At 45.6% G+C, this 23,650-nt stretch carries 21 protein-coding genes and 3 pseudogenes; 11 read left to right on the top strand and 13 right to left on the bottom strand.

Annotated elements, in window-relative coordinates:
- Positions 1-135: 135 nt before the first annotated feature.
- Together JO375_RS09350 and JO375_RS09345 are read right to left on the bottom strand one after the other, a co-directional pair.
- Positions 136-279 (bottom strand): aspartyl-phosphate phosphatase Spo0E family protein, encoded by a 144-nt coding sequence (locus JO375_RS09350; protein WP_229524252.1) that lies wholly within the window; start codon positions 277-279, stop codon positions 136-138.
- Positions 280-530: 251 nt separating this feature from the next.
- Positions 531-1,928, bottom strand: a pseudogene (locus JO375_RS09345) (helix-turn-helix domain-containing protein).
- Positions 1,929-2,148: 220 nt separating this feature from the next.
- On the opposite strand from JO375_RS09345, the gene JO375_RS09340 reads away from it, so the two are divergent.
- Complete coding sequence (locus JO375_RS09340; RefSeq protein WP_229524202.1) at positions 2,149-2,598, top strand: AbrB/MazE/SpoVT family DNA-binding domain-containing protein; 450 nt, start codon at positions 2,149-2,151, stop codon at positions 2,596-2,598.
- Positions 2,599-2,771: 173 nt separating this feature from the next.
- Here the strand turns inward: JO375_RS09340 and JO375_RS09335 are convergent, their stop codons facing one another.
- The 3 genes from JO375_RS09335 to JO375_RS09325 all read right to left on the bottom strand — a co-directional run bounded on the left by JO375_RS09335 (position 2,772) and on the right by JO375_RS09325 (position 6,813).
- A complete protein-coding gene (locus JO375_RS09335) occupies positions 2,772-3,284 on the bottom strand; it encodes a hypothetical protein (protein WP_229524201.1) in 513 nt (170 codons plus the stop codon).
- A 137-nt stretch (positions 3,285-3,421) separates the two neighbouring features.
- A complete protein-coding gene (locus JO375_RS09330; RefSeq protein ID WP_229524200.1) occupies positions 3,422-5,185 on the bottom strand; it encodes a sensor histidine kinase in 1,764 nt (587 codons plus the stop codon).
- Positions 5,182-6,813: a response regulator transcription factor gene (locus JO375_RS09325; protein WP_229524199.1), complete on the bottom strand. Its 1,632-nt coding sequence runs from the start codon at positions 6,811-6,813 to the stop codon at positions 5,182-5,184. Before JO375_RS09325 ends, JO375_RS09330 begins: the two co-directional genes overlap by 4 nt.
- A gap of 143 nt (positions 6,814-6,956) precedes the next feature.
- Here JO375_RS09325 and JO375_RS09320 point away from each other — a divergent pair.
- Positions 6,957-7,109, top strand: a pseudogene (locus tag JO375_RS09320) (mannonate dehydratase); the annotation flags it as partial.
- 558 nt (positions 7,110-7,667) lie between these two features.
- Here JO375_RS09320 and JO375_RS09315 read toward each other — a convergent pair.
- A complete protein-coding gene (locus JO375_RS09315) occupies positions 7,668-8,009 on the bottom strand; it encodes a cupin domain-containing protein (protein WP_229524198.1) in 342 nt (113 codons plus the stop codon).
- A 261-nt stretch (positions 8,010-8,270) separates the two neighbouring features.
- Here JO375_RS09315 and JO375_RS09310 point away from each other — a divergent pair, with 261 nt between their 5' ends.
- From JO375_RS09310 to JO375_RS09295, 4 genes are all read left to right on the top strand, one after another.
- The gene (locus JO375_RS09310; RefSeq protein ID WP_229524197.1) at positions 8,271-9,506 is read left to right on the top strand and encodes an FprA family A-type flavoprotein; all 1,236 of its coding nucleotides are present in this window, start codon (positions 8,271-8,273) and stop codon (positions 9,504-9,506) included.
- Between the two features lie 36 nt (positions 9,507-9,542).
- Positions 9,543-10,724, top strand: a complete 1,182-nt coding sequence (locus tag JO375_RS09305) for an NAD(P)/FAD-dependent oxidoreductase (RefSeq protein WP_229524196.1) — start codon at positions 9,543-9,545, stop codon at positions 10,722-10,724.
- Between the two features lie 15 nt (positions 10,725-10,739).
- Complete coding sequence (rd, locus tag JO375_RS09300; protein WP_014278705.1) at positions 10,740-10,910, top strand: rubredoxin; 171 nt, start codon at positions 10,740-10,742, stop codon at positions 10,908-10,910.
- A gap of 61 nt (positions 10,911-10,971) precedes the next feature.
- A complete protein-coding gene (locus JO375_RS09295; RefSeq protein WP_229524251.1) occupies positions 10,972-11,676 on the top strand; it encodes a Crp/Fnr family transcriptional regulator in 705 nt (234 codons plus the stop codon).
- Between the two features lie 130 nt (positions 11,677-11,806).
- Here JO375_RS09295 and JO375_RS24765 read toward each other — a convergent pair.
- The 3 genes and pseudogenes from JO375_RS24765 to JO375_RS09285 form a co-directional block, all read right to left on the bottom strand.
- A pseudogene (locus tag JO375_RS24765) lies at positions 11,807-12,172 on the bottom strand (glycosyltransferase 87 family protein); the annotation flags it as partial.
- A 76-nt stretch (positions 12,173-12,248) separates the two neighbouring features.
- The gene (locus JO375_RS09290) at positions 12,249-12,962 is read right to left on the bottom strand and encodes an MBL fold metallo-hydrolase (RefSeq protein WP_229524195.1); all 714 of its coding nucleotides are present in this window, start codon (positions 12,960-12,962) and stop codon (positions 12,249-12,251) included.
- Positions 12,963-13,275: 313 nt separating this feature from the next.
- Positions 13,276-13,875 carry a TetR/AcrR family transcriptional regulator gene (locus JO375_RS09285; RefSeq protein WP_229524194.1) on the bottom strand — a complete coding sequence of 200 codons (600 nt, stop codon included), beginning with the start codon at positions 13,873-13,875 and terminating at the stop codon, positions 13,276-13,278.
- Between the two features lie 259 nt (positions 13,876-14,134).
- On the opposite strand from JO375_RS09285, the gene JO375_RS09280 reads away from it, so the two are divergent.
- The 3 genes from JO375_RS09280 (at position 14,135) to JO375_RS09270 (ending at position 17,203) form a co-directional block, all read left to right on the top strand.
- Entirely contained in the window at positions 14,135-14,875 is a 741-nt protein-coding gene (locus JO375_RS09280; RefSeq protein ID WP_229524193.1) for an ABC transporter ATP-binding protein, read from the top strand.
- A complete protein-coding gene (locus JO375_RS09275) occupies positions 14,872-15,633 on the top strand; it encodes an ABC transporter permease (protein ID WP_229524192.1) in 762 nt (253 codons plus the stop codon). Before JO375_RS09280 ends, JO375_RS09275 begins: the two co-directional genes overlap by 4 nt.
- Positions 15,634-15,841: 208 nt before the next feature.
- The gene (locus JO375_RS09270) at positions 15,842-17,203 is read left to right on the top strand and encodes an amidohydrolase family protein (protein WP_229524191.1); all 1,362 of its coding nucleotides are present in this window, start codon (positions 15,842-15,844) and stop codon (positions 17,201-17,203) included.
- Positions 17,204-17,206: 3 nt separating this feature from the next.
- Here JO375_RS09270 and JO375_RS09265 read toward each other — a convergent pair whose 3' ends face one another.
- The 3 genes from JO375_RS09265 to JO375_RS24760 all read right to left on the bottom strand — a co-directional run bounded on the left by JO375_RS09265 (position 17,207) and on the right by JO375_RS24760 (position 19,044).
- Positions 17,207-17,383, bottom strand: coding sequence for an SGNH/GDSL hydrolase family protein (locus JO375_RS09265; protein WP_229524190.1), 177 nt, complete (start codon positions 17,381-17,383; stop codon positions 17,207-17,209).
- 812 nt (positions 17,384-18,195) lie between these two features.
- The gene (locus JO375_RS09260) at positions 18,196-18,339 is read right to left on the bottom strand and encodes a hypothetical protein (RefSeq protein ID WP_229524189.1); all 144 of its coding nucleotides are present in this window, start codon (positions 18,337-18,339) and stop codon (positions 18,196-18,198) included.
- Positions 18,340-18,465: 126 nt separating this feature from the next.
- Positions 18,466-19,044 (bottom strand): TetR/AcrR family transcriptional regulator, encoded by a 579-nt coding sequence (locus tag JO375_RS24760; RefSeq protein WP_322098717.1) that lies wholly within the window; start codon positions 19,042-19,044, stop codon positions 18,466-18,468.
- A 443-nt stretch (positions 19,045-19,487) separates the two neighbouring features.
- Between JO375_RS24760 and JO375_RS09245 the strand changes: the two genes are divergently transcribed.
- Complete coding sequence (locus JO375_RS09245; protein ID WP_229524188.1) at positions 19,488-20,231, top strand: EthD domain-containing protein; 744 nt, start codon at positions 19,488-19,490, stop codon at positions 20,229-20,231.
- 43 nt (positions 20,232-20,274) lie between these two features.
- Here the strand turns inward: JO375_RS09245 and JO375_RS09240 are convergent, their stop codons facing one another.
- Complete coding sequence (locus tag JO375_RS09240; RefSeq protein WP_229524187.1) at positions 20,275-21,219, bottom strand: helix-turn-helix domain-containing protein; 945 nt, start codon at positions 21,217-21,219, stop codon at positions 20,275-20,277.
- Positions 21,220-21,434: 215 nt separating this feature from the next.
- On the opposite strand from JO375_RS09240, the gene JO375_RS09235 reads away from it, so the two are divergent.
- Entirely contained in the window at positions 21,435-23,630 is a 2,196-nt protein-coding gene (locus JO375_RS09235) for a glycoside hydrolase family 52 protein (protein WP_229524186.1), read from the top strand.
- Positions 23,631-23,650: the final 20 nt, after the last annotated feature.

Raw genomic sequence — 23,650 nt, 5'->3', positions numbered from 1 at the left:
CAAAGACGTTATTTACAATATTTGACTTGATGAAATGTATACAAATATCACACAAGGCATTTTATGACATAATTATGGTCGTTATGTGGGAAAGGTAGTAGTTTTGCATAAAAAGGATTGGGGGTCTGACTGAACCTATTGATGTAACTTCTTAGTCTGGTACATACGATTGTACTGATTAATGAGTTCGTCCAAAATCATAGATTGCTCAAGTACGCATGCATGTCCGAAGCCATACAGTTCGTAAAGATCATGCAATCGTTGTCTGGCACTTTCCATCTGTTTATTTAAGGATTCATCTATGTTCATATCTTCATTACCCCCTATATATTTTCATTTTAGGGGAAAATGAACAATTACATTATGAACGTTTTTTAGCCAAAAAAGTTATAAAAAAGAGACCAGCCGAAGTGGCTGGCCCATGGTAAGAATTTGATAATGATTAAAATGTCCCGATGTGTCCTTGAACTTGGACTGTGCTTAAGCTTGGGATTCCAGTTGGAACTGGTAGTGCGAATACCAGTAAAAAGCTAGTTGTAGCCAAAACTAAAGCCATCTTCTTGATCATTTTTTCTCCACACCTCCTCATAAGCGGAATGAAATTGGGCCTGTGTTTCAGGATCCGCGTATTCACTGAAACGGAAAAATAAGCCTGCACAATTAGAAATAAGTAGTGCATGGTTAATTATACCAGATTTTTTCAAAGCTTCTATTAAGCATTTAAAACCGTACAGGTATCTTTCTTTCAGTAGGTTATATTTGGCTAGCTTATACCAGAATCGTACATTTTCTTCGAGTATAACTTGCTGCTCTGCTAATTTATTTGTGTGTTCTAAATCTCGATAAGCTGCAATCTGGGGTTCGAAACGCTGAAGAATATGATCAATGTCGATGTCGTACCGATTAGCTACTTCTACGACGTTTAAAAGTTCAGCAAAAATATGTTTTTCGCCAGATATATACTCGACGTAATCCGGTAGAACGCTAATATCTCCAGACATAAGCCTGTTCACGTAAGTATTAATTTTAGCCCATTGCTGGAATTGGTTTTTCCAATAAAGTGATTCATCATCATTCTCTTTTACCCAACTTAGATCGGCATAACCTTGGATATGTTCTAATGCCTGTTTATGGTTTCCTTTCGCATCACAAGCATGTGCGCACATCAGTTCAGCGTAGGCTATGTATGCAAACAGCGGACCGGAACGCGCTTTTAACTCTGTTTCTTTTTTAGCATTATAAGCCAATTCATACTGAATCTGTCCTAACTTATGCATTTGACATGAAAATTTATAGACCTTATCCCACATGCTTAATGATCTATACACGTTGGCCAAGTCTTTCAAGGCATCCAGTTACTCAATTTCATCCAAACGATCGACAAAAGGTTCAAACCTGACAGCCGTTTGGAGATTGCGAGCCTGATCTTTTCCGATCCGGAGGCTGAACAAACGATACTGGCATACAGCAAGCCGTTCTGAATGCTGCTTTCTTTCACTCTCAGCCACACTTTCATAAAGGTAAGCCGCCGCGTCCGGGTATCCTTTGGAGAACAAGTCCTCAGCCACTTCAAAAAGTAAAGGGATGTAGACAGAAGTATCTAACAACAGACTCACAACCCGCTTGATGCAATCCAATCGGCCGAGTTCCACACAACGATATAAAAAAGGGCTTATTTTCCGCCAATTCAGAGGTGATTCTAAAATGAACTCTTCAATATAAAATTCATAGAAATGGTCTGGTGGTAACCCCATCCCGGCAGTAATGCGATCTAACTGGTTCACAGATATAGAACGATTGCCTGATACGATGCCGCTAACTGTACCTACATTCAAATCAATGATGTGGCCAAACTCGGTTAGAGTTATGTCATTCTGTTTAAGGTATTTTTTAATTTCTGTGCTGATCATAGGTGTGATTTCTTCCATGAATAAAACCACCCTTCACGTAAAATTGTGCAAATTTAATCCGAAATAAGATTTGTAAAATCTATTATATAATAGAAATTTTGTATGTTTATAATATACCATCTTCTAACACAACAATAAATACTTTTTAAGGGAAACATTGGAGATTTTGGACACAAAATCTAGGTTGAAAGAATTAGGTGAGTTTCTTTCTATAATTCTTATTTAGGAGAGATATCAATTGAGGAAAACAGGTATGACACGCTCCTTAGATTCGTTAGGCCGCATTGTTATTCCTATAGAAATCCGGGCCAATATGGGAATTGAAATTAACGAACCTTTAGAGTTCTATGCGGACGTTGAAACAGGTTTTATGGGCTTGGGAAAGTATAGTAACTGGACTTCCTGCAAACTGTGCAATTCGATCCAGAATTTAAGCTATTTCAAAAGCTCTCTATTATGTAAGCAATGTATACTCGACATGAAGGGGAACATAGGTGTTAGTCCTGTTCCTGTTGCTGCTTCCAAGGTACCTGCGGATAAAAAATATAAAGTCCATCAGTCTACATTGCAATTACTTAAAGGTCTACGGAAACTAATGCTTGAACATCCAGAAGCCAGGCAAAACGATTATGCCAAATGGCTTGGTGTGTCCCAAAGCCGAATATCTCAGCTAAAAAAATTTCTATAGGTTGGTTCTGTCAGAATGTCCTGGACTATTCGGGGCTCAAACTTCAAAGTGAGTTGATAAACGAAACAAAAAAGCTTCAGACCAGATGAAGGGGCCTGAAGCTTTACTTGTTTCGCCTGTCACTTTATCTCACAGTATAAGTATATGTGGCAGTAGTCGCTGTCCTTAAGCTATTAGAGGTCTCCAGGCTGTGAACCGGCAACTCCATTGAATTCCGCATTAACGTCATAATTGCCACTACGCCATTGAAGGGTGTAGCTTCCCGAACGTAAACCATCTGTGTAACCTTCATCAGTACTTCTCCAAGTAATTGAACTTCCAGGTGAGATTCTTGTTCCAGAGATGTATTCTTTACCTGAATCATTGTGCGTTACACTTACCCTAACTGGATAACTAGAGTTATTTTTCAGAGTAAGTTTAACATGCCCATATCCTCTAGGAACCTCAAAGGCACTTTGGACAGTTGCACCTCCTTGTACTCTACTGTCAAAAGTATTTCCGATCTTTTGAGGAGTTACTACATGGTCACCAGTAGTTGTTGTACCAGCATCTTGGGTCGCCGTAGTGGATGTATTTGCAGAATCAGTTACAGCATCTGAATCCGCAAAGATCGCATGCGGCACGGCAATAGCCCCTCCTAGTAAACCTAAAGATAAGGCTGATGCAATAATGTGTTTTTTCTTCAAAGATTATTCCTCCTATCGAATAATAATAGATTACATATCAATATCTACATGAAATTCCCAAAAAAGAAGAATACATATTTAGACAAGTATGTGAGTGGATTGCTATGAAGTTTGGCTTTTCTTGCCGCTTCAGTCACTCATTCCCGATCCGCCGGAATCATGATACGAATCTCTGTTCCCTCACCGAGCGCACTGCGTATATTAAGCTCAAAGCGGCTTCCATAATAAAGCTTCAGGCGGTAGATAACATTCTGCAAGCCGATACGCTCGCCCATTTCCTCCTGCCTTTGCATGTAATTGTACAGCCGTTGTACCTGCTTTACCGACATGCCGACTCCATTATCCCTTACCGTTAAAATCAGGCGCCCCGCCCGAAGCTCAAAATGAATCTCAATGCGTCCTCCGTGCTTTAACGGCTCAATACCGTGTATGCTTGCATTTTCAACCAGCGTTAGCACAACCATTTTGGGAAGCAAATAGTCCAGGTCTTCGGGTTGTGCCTGCACTTCGTGCCCGATTCGCTCACCAAAGCGGTATTGCTGGATTTCCAGAAAGCAGCTGATCAGCTCCAGCTCCTCTCGTAACGTGACTCGATCTTTGTTCCACACCAGCGAATTGCGGAAAATCCGCGCCATGTTATGAATAATGTGGGCTGTTTCGTCCTCACGCTTCATCAGGCTTCGCATACGTATCGTTTCCAGCGCATTGAACAGAAAATGCGGATTAATCTGGCTGTGAAGTGCATTAAGCTGGGCATGCCTGCGCTGAATCTCCACATTTTTTCGCTGAATGTCGGCTACATAAACATCATTGATCAGACGCTTGATTTTTAATGTCATCCGGTTGAATTCGCCTGTTAATTGCCCGATTTCATCGCGCGATACCGTACCGGGAATCAGCTCAAAACGCTGATTTTTCACCTTTTTCATGTGCTTGAGAATACGATGAATCCGCACGTTCAGCGAACGTGTAATCCAGATAATGATCAAGGTAGGCAGCAGCATATTCGCACAGGTTAACAGCAGAACAAAATTACGGGAGGTCTGCATTTCATACAGCACTTCATCTTCCGGCATCGCAGCCACAATGCTCCAGCCGTTCAAGCTATTCATCAGTACATAATTGGTCTTGAATTCTATGGTGTCCTTGGGCAATTGAAGCTCATTATAAGCCACAGCCTTGGCATTTGTATCCACCTTGGGATCGGTCGTATACTCGATTTCCCCCCGTTCGTTGAGCAAAAAGAGACTACCCTGCAAATTCAGATTATGGAAAATCTCTCGAATGGATGACATTCGCAGCTCTATTTTCAGTATTTTCTCATGGCCATTTTGAGAATAAAAATAATTCATCCGGCGAATCAGGCTAAAGGGATGCTGCTGCTCACCCGTACCGTCGCCGGTACGTACAAATATAGGCTTGGACTGCCGTCCGGGCGGGATTTTGCTATACCAGGGCAAGCTTTTAACCCGCTCATCGATTAAGTTGATTCCCCCGGAATTCAGCAGCGTCGGATTGTCTGTGTAGATCGTAATTCCGCCCACAGAATGGTATACAGGACTATAAGTATTGTTCAACATATGACGTAAATAAGAATCATAGGCGGCAATATAATCAGCGGGGTGAGGATAGGCTAGCTCCAACAGCTCATTGAGCTGATGATCGATGTATAAGATAGACGAGATTTCCATCGCATCTTCAAACTCACGGTAAAATTCGATTTTAATCTGCTCCAGCGCCCGCGAGATATCCTGCATACGCTGTTCCTTTACATTTTGCGAGGTGACGTGATAAAAGATAAGATTGGTCAACACTACGGGGATAAACACGCAGAGAAAATAAAGCAGCAGCATTTTATCCCGCAGCCGGACATGATCAAGCGTTGTACGCAGCATCCTCATTGTCCAGCCCTCTCCGTCTTGTCTGCGGCGTTCAAGCTGTTACGGTATTCGGTTGGTGTAGCATGCACCATCTTTTCAAACTGGGTGACAAAATAATCGGAACTGCCAAAGCCCACGCGCTCGGCAATTTCGTAAATGCGTAAATCCGTCTGCCGTAATAGACGCTTAGCCTCCTGAACGCGTAATTTCAGCAGAAATTCGTTAAAGTATACACCGTACGTTTTTCTGAATAATTGACCAAGGTAAACCGGATTCATGTAAAAGCGGGCCGCAATCCCTTTGAGACTTATATTTTCGGCAGCATGCTGCTCAATATAGGTGCGAATGTGCTGAATGCCTCCCTGCTGGCAATCCTTGCGCAGAGCTCTGATATATTTCCCGCTTTCCTCGGCAAAAGCTGTAAACAGCCGCTGCAGTTCACCCAGTGACAGGTTCATATCCTGCCAGTTCATCATCGACTCCAATGACTGAAGCGAGCGCTCATTTCCCTGCATGTTTTGAATGACCCGCACCATACTGAGCACGCATTGATGCAGGCTCATTTTCATAGCCTCAGGGGCATAACACTCCTCTCGGAAGCTGCGAAACAGATCATCCACAGTCGTAAGCAGCTCTTCCAGCCGCAGTTCCTCCACTTGCTCCAGCAAGCGGTCCAGCAAGTCCTGACAGATGGTTCTATAGTGGAGCGCTGGCATTTGCCCCTCCTCATATACCACAATACCGCTATCATCATGAATGTATTTGTGGAGCACTGCTTCCTTGGCGCAGGCATAGGACTGATGGATATCCTGCAGACGATTTACAGGGCTTCCGGCGTAAAGGAAGACCCGGCTTGCCTCCCGATCTTTTAGTGGCATAGCCCTTTCTAATTCTTGTTGTAGCGCTTTCATAAACATTTCTATCTTGGCTTCATAGCAGTTCAAAAAGTGGTCAGGTATGATAAGTCCAATCCGGTTGCGGTGCTCATGGACATAGAGAGGATGCTTGCCGTCCACTAAACGATGGAGCGCTTGCTCGGTAAGCTGTCTGAACTGGAAAAGCGGCAGCAGAGCGCTATCGTCCCCGGTACGCCAAGGATGTTGGTCATTCAGCTCGACAAGTACATAGTACATATGTGCAACTTCCCCAAGCCGAAGCTGCTGTTCCCAGCGGGCTACCACCGTATCCTCTGCTTTGTTCATCATCAGTGCCTCCAGCAGTCCGCTGGTACGGTGGTTGTGGTATAGCTGTGCATTTTGCTGCTCGCGATGGAGCCTTTCACTCAGTCTGCGCAGCACAGCCGTAAAGTCACTCTCATCAATTGGCTTGAGTATAAAATCATGAACCCCGTAGCGGAGAGCCTGCTGCGCATAAGCAAAATCGCTGTAGCCGCTCAGGATAATAAACGCAGGGTGTTCTGTACTCCGCTCAAGCACAGATCGGATCAGCTCCAATCCGTCCAGTACAGGCATACGAATGTCGGTAATGACCAGGTCCGGGTGGACACGGGCGATCAATTCCAGCGCATCCTCACCGTTATCAGCTTCTCCCACGATTTCAAAGCCGCAGGCTTCCCAATCCATGAGCTGAAGCAGTCCTTTGCGGGTGAATATTTCATCATCCACCACAATGGCTCGATGCCGCTTCATAACCTGCCTCCTCCTTTCGATGTAAACGTCATTTTTATTTGGGTTAACTATTCCAAGTAACTCCAGCAACATGGTAATGTGAAAGCATAGGAATTGGAAATTGCCGTTACACCTATCATATGACGAATGGGGCGATGCAAAGCATGCGCATGGTACTTCGTTGGTTTGGTGAAGGAAACGATACGGTAACACTGAAACAAATCCGGCAAATTCCGGGAGTCGAAGGAATCGTATAGGCGCTACACGATATTCCAGCCGGAGAAGAATGGCCTTTGGAACGTATTGTGACACTTCGAGAGTAGATTGTACAGGCGGAGTTTCACCATAAGGTCGTCGGAAGACGGTGGCTTCATGGCGTATTCCGCGGTGTAAACTTCTTTTCCTATCATTTTCCCGATTCATAGACTTCAATAACCTCTTAAGAACTGCCTATCCTCAAGGCCTCCACAACAAGATTAACCTCTGATGCACATCAGTAGGTCTGCTGGATCTCTTTTTCACTATACTAATCTATTTTCAGGAGGGAACAAAATTGTTGAAGGTTCAGGAAGGACTTATTACGGGTGCAAACTGAAAAATAGCCCCGAAAGCACCAACGACTCGTGCCGAGGCTGCCGTATTCCTGTACAGAATCTATAATCAAGACTAAAATCTGCAAATATAAATTCTGTCTGACATCTCGCACCAAATGTACAAAAGGAGACGAATCCCCGTCTGGGGTTTCGTCTCCTTCATTGCTTGGCCCAAAAATCTTCATGTCTCTCCTTCTGGGGACCTCAGACTATCGCTCAGCGATGATACTGACCGATCTTGAATCCTTCCTCTTTCAGCAGCTGTTCCCATTGTGCTCTCTTTTATATATTTTGTGCATATTTTTCACTTGGCGTTTTGGTCAGCACCACATGCAGGCTGGAATTCCCCTCTGCACCACCGCGGTAGGAAAACTGTTCATCTCCTGTAATATGAATTATATCCCCTTGAGCAACTGCCGTTTCTTCACCATTCACAGTTACCATACCGTTCCCTTCTAGAACAAGCAAATATACATTTGCTCCTGGATGATTATGTGTTGGCAGCTCGGCATTCGGGGTGAAGTTGAGGACAAAGATCACATTGTCGGCTTCCTTATGCACAATTCGTTTTGTAAACGCAGCTTCTTTATATTCCTGAAATTGAGTAAGGTTTGATATTCTCATATAGGTTCACGCTCCTGTTTGAAATTAGATTTGCTTATGATGGATTGGGTACCTGGCATGCTGCTCTCAGGCTTTTCAATCGATATGACCTTATTGTATTGAATTTTTTCGCTCGTCTTGTGATTGCAATCACTAATATAAATTTAAGTCAAAAATGCTTTTAAAAATTCAAAAATTTGATTTCAATCAACTTTTTCATCGTTACATCCAACTAGAATCGAATTGTGCTAGACAAACAAAAACGAGTAGGAGGTTGTTTCTATGAAACCAGGATTCCAACTGGCAAAGGATATTTATTGGGTAGGAAAAATTGATAATCGTGAGGTCCCCTTTCATCGTCTTCTACTATCAAAGGGTACAACATATAATGCATATCTGCTGAAAACTGGAAAACCTACCGTTGTGGATACCGTAGATATGGCGTTCGGCAGAGAATTTGCAGAGGCTGTAGCCGAATTGATCGATCCGCTGGACATTCAATATATTATCGTCAATCACACGGAACCGGATCACTCAGGCGGATTGGCGGCACTTGCTGCCAAGGCAACGAACGCTACGATTGTCTGCACGGAGATTGCCGTTCCGGAAATTCAGCAAATGTACAAGCTTCAACATCGCAATTTTCTGGTGATCCGGGACGGGGATCAACTCGATATTGGAGGCAAGACACTGCTGTTTAAGGAAACACCTTACCTCCATACGGAAGAAACCATGATTACGTATTGCGTGGAAGACAAAATCTTGTTCCCGTGCGATATTTTCAGCACACACGTGGCTGTAGAGCATCTATTTGCCGATGAAGCCGGTTTTGATATCACCGAGGACTTTATCGGATACTATCAGGCTATTATTCATCCACATCGCAGATATGTGCGTACATTAATCGAAGCTGTTTCTGATCTGGATATCGAAATGATTGCTCCTTCCCATGGCTTCGCGATTCGGCATGACATTGCCAAATTCATTGATTTGTACGCATCTATGAGCACCGAAACCAAGGATGGTAAAAAAGTAGCGATTGTTTATGCCACCTTAAAAAATAATACTAAGAAAATGGCAAACATCCTGAAAGAGTGCTTTTTGGAAAACCAAATCAAGGTGGAGCTGTGGGACGTAGATAAGGCAGATGAAACGGAGATTTTGAATAGTATTGCCTCAGCGGATGCCGTTTTCGTTGGTAGCTCTACCAAATATGCCGACATGACGGGCAAGCTGGAAGACCTGCTGCAAAAAATGCAAAAGATGAATCTGGAAGGCAAGCTAGCTGCTGCCTTTGGTTCCTACGGCTGGAGCGGAGAAGCCATCGAAGTTGTACAGGATTACTTGAACGGTACCAATATGAAGGTCCAAAGCACTTCCGGGGTCATCCAATCAACCGGTATGACGCATGTGGAATTCCCGGTGCGCATTCGCTTCTCTCCTACGGAAGATGAAAAAGTGAAGAAAATTAAAAGCGCCGCTGAATTTGTCTCGGATCTACTGCTTAGCGTCATTTGAATAAAAGCAGCTTATAGGGAACAGGAGAGATACTGCATGGGGAACAAACATTACGTTATTATCGGAGGCAGCGTTGCCGCCGTCAACGCGGCGAAAGCGATTAGAGATCATGATGAGCTGGCTGAAATTTCTATTTACGGGGAAGAAGCATCCCTTCCGTATAACAGAGTCAAGCTTTCCAAGGGACTATTCACTGATTTGCACAGCGACAAAATCTTGATCAAAAAGGAAAAATGGTTTGCCAATCAACGGATTCATGTGTATTCCGGCATAAAGGTCACTGCCATACATGCAGAGGACTCCACCATCGAAACGGCAAATGGGCAAAACGTTGCTTATGACAAGCTGCTGCTGTGTACAGGAGCCCATAACCGCAAGCTTTTGCTGGACGGAGCTTCACTAAGGAACGTTCACAATATCCGGTTCCGGCAAGATGCAGACAGAGTTAAAGCGGAATTGCAAAAAAGAGACCGGATATGCATCATCGGCGGCGGTATTCAGGGTGTAGAAACCGCCTGGTCCTTCCAGCAAGCCGGGTATTCCGTAACTATTCTGGAAGCTTCACAGCGGCTCATGTCCCGCCAGCTGGATGAGAAGGCCTCCGCTATCTTGACCCGCCGGATTACCGGACAGGGCACTGAGGTAAGGCTTGGACAAGGCGTAAAGCGCATTACAGGTACAGATCACGTAGAAGGTGTAGAGCTGCAGGACGGCTCTATCATTCCCTGCGAGCATGTCGTATATTCTATCGGAATCGTACCCAATACTGAACTTGCTCACCAAATCGGCCTTGATATTGGACACGGTATTCGGGTGAATGCACAGATGGAGACCAGCTTCCCCAATATATACGCGGCAGGCGATGTAGCCGAATTCCACAATAGAATAGACGGATTATGGGAAAGTGCCATAGAGCAAGGAAAAATAGCAGGCGCGAATATGGCGGGTGCTTCCATCGATTACCAGCGTCCCCTCCCTGTCACCCTGTCCAACAGCTATGAATGCCCCTTGTTTTCCATAGGTCTGGTAGACGAACAAGCCTGTGACACCAGCCTGACCCGTGAAAATCAAGTTTCTTATACACGTATGTTTATACAAAATGGTTCTATTTGCGGCGTGATCGGCTTTGGGGATGCCCTCGCTTCACTTCCATATAAAATAGCCATCATGCAGGGACTCAAACCGGATGCGCCAGAGCTTGCAAAAATTTTAGGATGACAAGGAGAACTAAACATGAAAAAATATGTATGTCAGCCCTGTGGATATATTTATGATCCTGCTGTGGGTGACCCTGATGAAGACGTTATGCCAGGTACAGCGTTCGAAGACCTTCCGGAAGACTGGGTTTGTCCAGTCTGCGGTGAGGATCAGAGCCATTTTGCCCCAATCGATGATACAGAATAACAAGAACACGCTATACTTTTTAGTTTCCGGTTTATGAATGGAGTGAATGAATGTGAATGAGATGTCCTGCCCCTGCCAATGCGCAAAGGAGCCCTGTGCCCGCAAAGTGCCTATCTTTTCCTCTTTGTCCTGCGAAGATTTGTGTAAGGTCAGCTCCATGATCAGACACCGAAAATACCAGAAGGGCGAGGCCTTGATTGTTGAGGAACAGGCATCCGATACGCTGTACATTATTAAAAGCGGGCATGTCAAGCTTCTGAAGATGACACCTCAGGGCAAAGAACAGATTCTGCACATTCTGACAACTGGCGATTTTTTTGGCGAGTTGAATATATTTAACAACGATGAGCTGAGCAATTTTAGTGCATATGCCCTAAAGGATACTGATATTTGTATGCTCACCAAGGATGATATGGAGGAGTTGATCCGCAACAATCCCGATATCTCTTTGAAGCTGCTCAAAACGATTACCAAACGCTTGGCACATACCGAAAAGCTGGCTCAAAGCCTGGCTACCAAAGACCCGGAAATCCGCATCGCCTATATGATTCTTGAGCTTGGGCATAAATATGGCAAACCGGACGGATCTCACATTAAAATAAACCTCCCCCTTTCACGCGAGGAAATGGCTAATTACGTGGGTGTCACGCGTGAAACCATCAGCCGTAAATTCGGAAAATTTGAAAAGCTGGGGATTATTCATATCAAGGGTACACGAGAAATGACCATCTGCGACATCCAGAAACTGAACGAGTATATGGATTGAGACCCATCAAAAAAACCGCTCTTAGAGCTTATGGCTTGTGGCGACTTGACCACTTCCATTTTGCCGAAGAGCGGTTTCATTATTTTCTATATTTTTACAATCTCCTATTTTTCCATGGATATCAAAGGTGGAACAACGTTGTCGTGTCCTGCGTATAATTGCCGTCAATCAGTGTGAAAAATGATAGGCGTTCACGGAAGCATACGGATATTCGCCAACCGTTCCCTTGTATAAATCAAGCAGCCATAGCGGCTCCTGCCCCCACGAAAATGGTAATATAACCAGAATTGTCGTCATAACGGCCCCGCCAATAGCCAGCAGCCAAAGGCTGTATTTTTCGCTGTCTCAGCAGCTCGAAGAACTAAACCGGCCCATAAATGATCCCCTGCGGCTTCATCAATACCGCTATCGTGAACATTACGACCGACCAGCCAACCCGGGCCTCCACCAGTAGCACAATCATGCTCACAATCAGCATAGTAAAGAATGAGTCTACCCAAACGGGCCTCATATTGCATCTGCCTTAGCTTAGGGCTTTGTGAGTTTCGGCTGAATGTTGGCTGAATATGGGATCATTGCCCTGTACATTGATGCTCCATCTCCTTAATTGCCCTTTCCAGTTGAATCTGCGGATGGGGTAGCATATTGCCATGCCCGACAGCCAATAAGGACGGCTTAAGGTGCGCGAGCTTTTTGGCGCTTTCCAGCGAGCTTTGCTTGTTCCATGTGGCCAATGCCGGGAATGGAAACAGCGGCTTGAGCCTTCCCGACACTGCAACGCCGCCCCGGACCTGAAAGGCATCGCCTGCAATCAACGCACGGGTACGAGTGTCCAGAAATGCCATCGAGCCTGGTGTATGTCCCGGTGCGCTAATTGCCAGCAGCGAGCCTACATGGTCCCCATCCTCCAGCAAAACATCGGGCCGGGTAAGAATACCTTTTGGCACACTGCCCCGAATGGGGGTATCTGGTTCCCCTGCTTCCAACGACACATCGCCCTGGAGCAGCCGCGCGTCCCGTCTGGAAATGAACACCTGCGCATCAGGGAGCCTTGCTTTTAAACGATCCAGCGCTCCTACATGATCCTCATGAGCATGAGTAAGTACAATTCGCATAATCGGCTTCCCCATCCGCGCAGCAGCCTGTTCAATCCTTTTTGCACTGTAAGGCAGTCCGGCATCGATCAGGGTGAGCCCATCGTCCTCCTCCACCAAGTAACAGTTCACCGGGAACATTCGGGGCATAAATGTCAATTGATGCATATGCTGCACCTGAACGATACGCATTCATCTCATCTCCTTAAAAACTAATTATATTAGTATTATAAATAATGTAGTTAGTTTAAATCAAATTTTTTCTTTCCTGTTCATCTGAAACTTGTATTTATCACATAGCGCTGAAGGAAAGGGTGATCCTTTTGGAACTGCTGTGGGGACAATCCTAATTCAAAAGTAGCAAAAAGGCAGACCCGGAATCCTGCTTCCGGGCATCAATCCCGCCGAACGGCCTCAGCAATAGGCGTACTGCCTGACACCAAATTCAATTACTCGTCGATACGTCAGGAGTTCATCCGTGTAAAGCTACGATCATAGGCTGACCTCAGGACTCCCCTGAATGCCGGGAATTCCGCTGCCGCTGCACGCGCAGACCTGCCAAAAAGGTATCCAGCATCATTTCAATGCTCCGGTCTACCTCCACAGGCAAACCAAAGCCGCCCTTCTGTTCAAGCGTGGCAAATCCATGAAGAAGACTACGAAATCCCCTTGCTGTATGAATACAATCATCTCCTTCAAATCCATAGCCACTGGACAGGACGGAAATAACAAGCGCTGCAACGCGATCCGCAGCATTCCTCAATTCAGTATCAGTGCGATCGGTTGCATACAGCATTGCTTCGTACAACCCGGGTCGCTCGCGAGCATATCGCATGTACGCTCTCCCCATAGCAGCCAAAGCATCATCGCCCGCTCTGCCAACAGCGGCACTCGTCAAAGCCACCTCTAATTGCTCCAGGCTGTGCAGTGCCAATGCTTGTCGCAGTCCGTTCAGGCCGTCCACATGGTTATACAAGGACGGAGGGCGAATGTGCAGTTGCTTCGCCAGCGTAGTAAGCGTGACCTCCCCCATTCCACGTTCATTGGCAATATCCTCGGCAGCTTGTAAAATATCTTGTAGCTTTACTCCATTTCTTGGTGACATCCATATGTCTCCTTTTATTGAAAATTTCTATGTAAGTAAATTACGACTACATACACGGACTGAATCCTATTTCCATTTTAACTAATCCTGTTAGTTTATACAAAGACAAGGCTGTTTGCAACAGTTGCCATACACCGATTCTTTTTATTGCGCCCTTTTAGAGGAAGAGTATGTCAGCCATTACTGTTATAATAAAAAAGATTATAAAAGCGGGTTTGACAACTTTTTTGATCCTCTATAAAAGGAGAAAACTATATCTATGGATTCCAAACCACTACCTGCCATTGAATTTAGGAACATCACCAAATATTTCACCGGGCCTGAGCGACAGCATGCTGCCCTGAAAGGGATTACGGCAGAAGTCTCACCCGGCAAAATCACCACGCTGGTCGGCCCATCCGGGTCCGGTAAAAGCACACTGCTTTCTTTGTGCAACCTTTTACTGACACCGGATGAAGGAGAAATCAGCGTATTCGGCAAGCCCATGTCTGAATGGGAGATCCCTGAACTGAGACGAAAGGTCGCATTGGTTTTCCAGGATGCCCCCATGCTGCAAGGGACCGTCCTGTACAATCTTCAAGCCGTAGAACGGCTGCATGGTACGGTTCTGCATGATCCGCCTGGCCTGTTGGAGCGTGTCGGACTCACTCGCGACCTGCTGGAACAAAAGGCGCAGGATCTATCCGGCGGTCAAAGACAGCGCCTGGCCTTGGCCCGGACGCTCGCCAACCGTCCGGATATTTTGCTGCTCGATGAAATTACTTCCGCACTGGACCCCGCCTCGGTCAAAGAGGTGGAGGATCTGCTGCTGCAAATGAACAAAGAAGAGGGAACGACAATGATCTGGATTACGCATCATATGGAACAAGCCCGCAGAGTGGGCTACGAAACATGGCTGATGATCGAGGGAAGATTGGTGGAACGAGCGGATACCGAGACCTTTTTCCATGCTCCGCAGCATAGTGAAACCCGCAAGTTCATCGCAGGAGAATGGGTATGACGATTGTAGCCTTGATGCTTTCTCTCGGTTTTGTATTCATCGCCATCGTCATGTCCAAATCCTTTAAGCTTGGCCTGGATCGGGATATCATCATCGCCACAATAAGAGCATCGGTCCAGCTGCTGGCTATTGGATATGTATTGCATTTGATTTTCGGGATGCAGAGCTACGGATTTATCACCTTGTTCATTCTGCTCATGATCACCGTAGCCTCGCAAAATGTAGCACGCAAAGGGCGATTTATTCCCGGCCTGATGTGGAGATCATTCCTGACGCTGCTGTGTGTGGAAATCGTTACACAAGCATTCCTGATCAGCCTGCATATCATCCCTGCGACAGCCCGGTATATGATCACGATTAGCGGCATGATCATTGGCAGCTCCATGATTTTATCGAGCCTGCTGGTGTCGCGGCTCAAGTCGGAGGTTCTGCTGCGCAAGCCTGAAATCATGCTTATTCTGGCACTGGGCGGTACACCGAGACAAGCCATTTTTCCAATACTCAAGGATTGCATACGTTCCAGTATGATTCCAACTATTGAGGGGCAGAAAACACTGGGGCTTGTCCAGCTTCCCGGCATGATGACCGGGCAGATTATCGCAGGAGCCAATCCCATTGTGGCTGTCCGTTTGCAGCTGCTGATCGTATTTACCACGATGACCTCTGCGATTTTAACCAGCGTTCTGCTTAGCCTGCTCATTTATCCGGTACTGTTCAATCGACAGCAACAACTTCGCACAGAAACATGGGAACGTTAATCCCCATCAGACTCGGGCACTTTTGCCAAAGCCTATTTGCCAGATGGATCGCAGATAGGCTTTTTAGGGTGTATTTTTTTAACCCTGCACGAAATCCATATGCTGTGATTTATATCATCAGGCATACAATATATACAAATAGGTTAAATACCTGTTTTAAGAAGGATACGAAAAAAGTCATCTAACAACCAAAAAAGGAGAGGGTAAGATGAACCATCGTATATTAATCCAAAATGGCTGTGTGCTCACGCTCGATAAGGCAATAGGAGACTTTAAGAAAGCGGATATTCTCATCGAAGGAAAAAAAATCGTCGCTATTCAACCGGGGCTGGAAGCATCCGATTGTGAAGTGGTTGATGCTACAAACATGATCGTTATGCCAGGATTCGTAGATACCCATCGCCATACCTGGGAATCTGTCGTTCGTAATGTAGGTGCCGATTGGTCTCTCGAAAAATACCTGGCGCGTATTTACTATGGGGGTATTGGAGCTAAACTGCGTCCGCAGGATGGCTATGTAGCCAATCTGCTGGGCGCACTGGAAGCGGTGAATGCAGGGGTTACCACACTGCTGGACTGGTCAATGATTATTTCACCCGATCATACCGACGAACTGATCAGAGGCTTACAAGAATCGGGAACACGAGCGGTCTTTGCCCACGGAGTTCCTGGTGATGGGGAATATTGGTCCAGAGACAGCCGTGTTCGGCAATCCGATGATAGCAGACGGGTGAAAAAGCAATATTTTTCATCAGATGACCAGCTGCTAACCATGGGGTTAGCTATAAGAGGTCCGGAATTTAGCACATGGGAAACAGCAGTCGATGAGATTCAATTCGCTCGAGAGCTGGGTGTGCTGTGTACCATGCATTTAGGTTTCGGGACATGGGGATCGGTGGATCGGTCGATTGAAAAATTGCATAATGCTGGGCTGCTTGGATCGGATCTCAACTTTACCCATGCCAACACACTCAGCTATGAGGAGTATAAACTGATTGCCGATTCGGGCGCCTCCATTTCCATTACTCCGGAAATCGAAATGATGATGGGTCATGGCTACCCGGCTACAGGGTTGTTTATGGAAAACGGAGGAAGACCTTCACTGGGAGTCGATGTCGTCGTATCGACTGGTGGAGACATGTTTGCACAAATGAAATTTGCTCTGCAAGCAGAACGCTCCAGAATCAATGAACAATTTTTATCCAGAGGAGAGATGCCGGTGGAATTCACCATTTCAGCACGGGACATCCTGGAGTTCGCGACGATTGACGGTGCTCGGGCATTGGGACTGGATCACAAGATCGGTACATTAACTCCGGGAAAAGAAGCCGATCTGATTATGATCCGAACCAACGACCTGAATATGTTTCCGGTCAATCATCCAATCGGTGCTGTTGTGCAATGTGCAAACACGAGTAACGTTGATTCGGTGTTTGTGGCCGGGAAAGCGGTCAAACGGAACGGAGAAATGCTGCATGCAGACATCCCACGTTTGCGCAGTTTAGCCAACGAGTCCAGAGATTATATTTTCTCTCAGTATGGCGTACCTGAAGAAGCATGGCCAATCTGATGACTATACTCTTTTAATAAGACAGGTAACTCCAATCCCTTTTTCATCTGTCAGTCCCTGATTCACATTAATAAACCCATAGTGATGTTCTTTTGCTAGTTCTTTAAACGCTTCATTTGCTTTAAAAATTGCTTCATTGATTCTTGTTTTAAATATTCCTATTTCTTTCGCTTCGCTCAAGGCACAAAACGTAATGAAATCATTTTGGTCCTGAGAAAATTTTGTATTTTAGACTTGCAGTGATATCAGTTAACTACAAATCACGTGGAGATGAGTGGACCGATCAGACTTATCTCCTTCTCCTTTAGGTTTAAAACCCGCTTTATTTGAAACGATTAAAGAAATACTTTTCCCATGCCAATGAGCAATAATCTATGCGACCATAAGGCTGCCGCCGCCGATTCCAAACAAACTCGAGGGGACCCGACAAGAAACTACACCGATTGAACGATGGTAGGCAAATTCGAACGTTTGTCCAAAAGCATCCGTGAATCGTCGCTGCACCGTGAGACGTAGCGGCAGGTGCTGCGTTTTTTCCAGATTGAAATAACAGTAGCAGGGAAACGAAAATTAGAAAGAGACCGAAACCCACATAGAAGGCTTTACCCGCGATGTATACCGCAATGAAAGCCCCAAGGATGGAACCCGGCACGGAAACCGCTTTACGCAACTTCAACGTGCATTTCGTCGTCGGCACTCTCATGGCATATTTACTCTCAGGATACAATAGAATTTTTAAATGGGCTTAGGGTTAAGTTCACTCAATAATTCCTCATTCGGTTAGTTTTAGTTCTGAAAATTACATATCGTATGACAATAAATATATTCTATTATTTTCCAAGTTGATCATGCTAATTATCACGTTATTATAGCTAAAATCATATACATCTCTACTCATAATTAAACCATTAGTACGATTATTTCTAATCGTGTAATAACCCTGAGTTGCTTTTAAGGGTAAAAGATCAGCTATTTCTTCACTTGTAAGTCCTTTAATTTTTTCGATCAGTGGCTCCCCCTAACCTATCGTAAAGCCACTCTACTTCTTTATTTTTTTTATAAAAAGAACCATAAAACAATGCGGCTAAAATCAAAACAGCAATTAATCCAAAGATGATCAGCTTTTTATTTCTCAACTTCACCGTCTCCTATTTCAGCATTTTGCATTATTCGATTCTTAGCGCTCGTAAGTATAATATATAGAGGAGAAAAACGCGCAAAAGAAAGAATGGCAGGTTAGGGCCATGGAGTCTGGGCAGCGTTTAACTTGATTCTCGAATTGAAAATAAGCTTTTATTAGTCATTTGATTAAAATATTCATCCATTTGAACAGCCGAAACATTCCCTCTATTTTGAATCCACCATATATTCAAGGAAGAAATAGTACTGGCATAAAACTCCGCAATGATTTCAATGGGAATTTCAAATTTTTTGCCTCTTTGCTTTAATTCTAAAAAATCAAGCATGAGTACTTCTTTAATATGATTTTTATAAAAATTCATTAATGTTTTATCATTTTTCTGTTTCAAAGCAATAATATCCATCATTTTTCGTTTGGGATTTCTCTCAATCGTTTGAAATGGTATTTCTATACGGTCTTCCAAGCTATTTTTCCGGAACTCATCCTGAAATTGCAAAAAAAACAGGTTTAGCAAGTCATATTTGTCGACGAAATGCTTGTAAAATGTTGTTCGATGCACCATGGCCTTTTCACAAATTTCATTAATGGTGATGGAGCTGAACTCTTTCTTTGGATCCAAAAGAAGCTCCCCTAGTGCACTCCAAAGCAGCTTATGGGTCCTTTTGACACGCAGATCTGTATTTGCTTTATCATTTTTCATCTACACTTCACCCTTTGCTGTAGTTTAACTATACAATCGTCGAAAATTGATTCTTACATGTATATAGCCGTAGAAGTATACTTCTTTTCAAGTAGATGTGAAGATTCAATACAAGTATAGCGAAAATTTGGAGAAGGAGTGTTCAACTATGAATTTAAATCAAAAACCTTTAATGGAAAACCTAATGGCAGATGCAACGGGGACTTGAATCCGGATTTCTTGCAGGCAAGAAATTGTCTCCGCGGTTCCATTTTTACACAAATAAGAAGGAGCAAGTTCTGTGCAAGGCACCTATAAAGGTAAAGAAACAAGGGGATATTGTTATATCGAATTAGTTGGGGAATGGAAATAGCGGATGATGGGGCAAATCGTTCCGCTAGGCACAGAGATTAAGCCTGCAAAAAACATTATAAATGATATGATCCAGTGGGAGGAAACCGGCAATGATCAAACAATTGGCAGTAATTACAAGAAGACCTGGTATGACGCATGAAGAGTATGTTGATTATGTAAAGCATATTCATGGGTATAAAATTACATGTGCCAACCCATTGACCGTTTGTGAATATATACAAAATGATGTTTATGATGCTGCATATGGTACAAAGAACGATGTATTTGAAGGTGGATATAAGATTGTATACGGCAGAGATTCTATTACCGAATTGTATTTTGAAGATCCAGAAGCTATGGCTAAAACATTTAATGATCCATACGTACACAATGTTATTGGACCTGACGGATCTAATTTTAGTGATTTAGGCAAATCATTATCCTTTTTAGTCACCGAAGAGGAGGTAAAGGTTGCCAATGCTTCACCTGGCGGTATTAAAATCTTTTATTTTATCAAGAAGAACGCTTCATTAAGTAGTGAGGAATTTGACCGCCTGTGGTTTGAGTCTCATGATGAGGTTGTGACGAGCCATGAAGTTGTGAGAAATCAATTAAGAAGATTCATTAACAATGTGCAAATATCTGTCGGAGAATCCGATTACTTCGGTTCAACAGAAACCATCACTTATGATGGAGTGGCTACTATGTGGTTTGATACTACAGCGGCGTTTAGAATGTATCAATCTGAACTGGCATTGATTGCTCAAAGAAAGGGCGACTTTATCAATCAATCCGCGACATTTTTCTTATACACGGATCCACTCACGATTTTTAAAAAGGCAGATGGAGAATAATCTGCTCCGACAGACATACTGTTCAAAAGGTCAAAATAAAATATTATTCGAACGGGCTTTCCTGCACCGTGCTTTTTCGGTAGGATGTCGGCGACTGACCGGACCAACGCTTGAATTGTCTGCTAAAATGCGCAATATCTCCGTAGCCGAGCATATCGGCGATTTGCTGTACCGACCATTGCGGATCAGCCAACAGCAGCTTGGCTTCATGCAGGACAAGCCCGGACAGATATACACGAGGAGATACGCCGAAAACACTCCTGAATACACGGTTACAATGGGACACACTAATGCCCAGCTCGGATGAAATCCCCTCGATCCCGTCCTGTTTTTCCACTGAGCCGGCTTGTCCAAAAGGCTGATTCACCCTACCCTGAAGACGACTGGCAATCTGATGGGCAAGCTCTGCCTGCACGTATCCGTGCCTCGGCAGATGTGCCGCTTCGCTTGATACCGCCTCCCACAACGTGGCAAACAGCTCAAATACAGCGGACTGAATCCGCATACGCTTGGCCACCGAATCACCGCCTGCTCCCATGCCTTCTGGCGCAGAGAGATCGAGCAGCTTGCTCAGCGCGGGTCCCATTTGCCCCGCTACCGCGCCTTCGGCCGGGAACAGCACTTGCTCCAAACGGCTCAGCAGCGAAAGAAACAGCTTGTCATCAATATCAAAATGCATGCAAAAATACGTAAAGCCTTCTCCGTTACTATGGCTGGAGTGGACGATTCCCGGGCGCAGCAGCACCAGATCACCCTCACGCTGCGTATAGCTGCGGCCATCCACGACCATGATCTGTTCACCCGTAAGCACGACGTTAATTTCATACTGAGGATGCTCATGTGGCGGATAACTCCAGTCTCTTCCGACACTTCGCGTATGGATGGCAAACAGATTGACTGTCGTCCGCACATCCGGAAAAAAGAATTCCTCTCCCGCAGCCGTAAGGTTTGGATGATCTGGACGCTTTGATATATGTGGTGATGACATGTTTTCCCTCCTGACTGCATAGTATTTACTCCAGTATATCTCGTTTGGCGCGATTTGGATAAATAGTTGAGCGATTTGACAATGGCTCCCTGACACACGACATGCTAGGCTCTATGTGAGATCAAGTGAGTATAGCATATGGTGAATATATGAGCATACTGCAAAATACTTTTGTATACGTAAGTCATTCATTATTTTGAAAGGGGTTTCATTATATGCCGGAAAAATTATTTTATAACACGCAGCATTCACCTATTGGGGCCTTTTCCAGCTTTACGCTCGGGTTTAAGGGGAACCGGGGCGGGCTTGGTCTGGAGCTGGATAAGCCTGCGGACGAAAATGTATACATCGGGCTGCAATCCAGAGACGGCAGCGTATACGAGGCCCTTCCTTTTTTTGCAGCCGCACAGGACGAAAGCACCCGCTACGATGTGGAGAAAAAGGATAAAAAAACGGAGCCGCAGCTCGTTGCCTTTACCGATCAAGATATTACGCGTGAGCTGAAAGCGGGAACGGATACGTGGCAGGCCGGGGATCTGACGTTCCGGGTGTACTCTCCGGTTCGTCCTGTGCCCGAGCCGGGAACTGCGGATATCAGCGAGCTGCGGGCTGCACTGGTTCCGGCGGTATTTGCCGAACTGACGGTCGATAACACGCAGGGGACTGCTGCGCGGAGAGCTTTTTTCGGCTATCAGGGCAGCGATCCGTACAGCGGCATACGCATTGTAGGAGAAGACCCGCGCAGGGACGAGGCGGATTCTACTCACGCCGAAAGACTCACGGGCATCGGCCAAGGGCGCAGCACAGCCATTGTGACCAACAGCAGCGAGGCAGTACCTGCCAGTGGATTCGCTCTGGAAAAGCTGCTTGGAGAGACCATGGCCGATAATTTATCGTTTGGCCTGGGCCTGACAGGTGCGCTTCTTATGGACGTTCCCGCAGGCGAAAAGCGCACGTATCCCTTCGCCATATGCTTTTATCGCGGCGGGGTTGTGACGACAGGCATCGAAGCGTCATATTACTACACGCGGCTGTTCAAGGACATTGAAGACGTGGGAAGCTATGCTTTGAAGCATTTTACCGACCTGACCGCAGCCTGTATTCAGGCTAATCGCTGGATAGAGTCAGCCAGCTTGAGCCTGGATCAGGAATTTATGCTCGCTCAGGCGATTCACAGCTACTACGGCAGCACCCAGTTGCTCAGTCACCAAGCGGACGGAGAACCGATCTGGATTGTGAACGAAGGCGAGTATCGGATGATGAATACACTCGATTTGACGGCAGATCAGCTCTACTATGAATTGATTTTGAATCCATGGACGGTGCGCAACGAGTTGGAGTGGTTTGTCCAAAGGTACAGCTATCGGGATGAGGTCCGCTTTCCGGGAGAGGAACAGACCCATCCGGGCGGCATCACGTTTACGCATGATATGGGCGTGGCGAATGTGTTCTCCCGGCAGGGATATTCCTGTTATGAGCTGGCAGGGATTGATGACTGCTTCTCTTACATGAGCCACGAGGAATTGGTGAACTGGCTTTGCTGTGCCACGGTATATATCGAGCAAACGCAGGATCGGTCATTTACGACACGTATGCTGCCTGTCTTGCGTGATTGCTTCGATAGCATGCTGCAGCGGGATCATCCGGACCCGGCACAGCGCAACGGCTTGATGGGCTTGGACAGTTCCAGAACCCGGGGAGGCGCGGAAATTACGACCTATGACAGTCTGGACGTATCGCTGGGTCAGTCCCGCAACAACATTTATCTGGGCAGCAAATGCTGGGCGGTATATGTTGCGCTGGAAAAAGTGTTTGCCACAGAAGGACTTGACTCCCTTTCACGGGAAGCTGGCCTGCAGGCAGACAAATGCGCAGCAGCGATCACAGCGCACATGACAGACAAGGGCTATATTCCTGCCGTTATCCAGGAGGGCAATGACTCTCAGATTATCCCGGCCATTGAGGGGCTGATCTTCCCTTACTTTACAGGATGTGAGGACGCACTTAAACCTGATGGACGATTCGGCGGATATATCCAAGCCCTGCGGCGCCATTTGGAAACCGTACTGGTGTCAGGGGTTTGCCTGTTTGAAAACGGGGGCTGGAAGCTGTCCTCGACCAGTAACAACTCCTGGCTGAGTAAAATCTATCTGTCGCAGTTTATTGCCCGCGAGCTGCTGGGTTTGCCCTGGGAGGAAGCCGGGCAGGCTGCAGATGCAGCCCATGTCTCATGGCTCCTCCATCCGGAGGAATCCTATTGGTGCTGGAGCGACCAAATGCTCTCCGGCATTGCCCATGGCAGCAAATATTACCCGCGCGGAGTTACCGCTATTTTGTGGCTGTATGAAGGCAAAGGCAATCGTCTGACTCTTCCGCGGCACATGAGTCAGGATCAGGAGCAGCATGCCTGAGACTAACCCTCAACCTGCCC

The organism is Paenibacillus farraposensis (genome assembly GCF_020736845.1).
Taxonomy (GTDB): Bacteria; Bacillota; Bacilli; order Paenibacillales; family Paenibacillaceae; genus Paenibacillus; species Paenibacillus farraposensis.
Note: the sequence above shows the minus strand (reverse complement) of the source record. Positions and strands in the feature narration are given on the sequence as shown.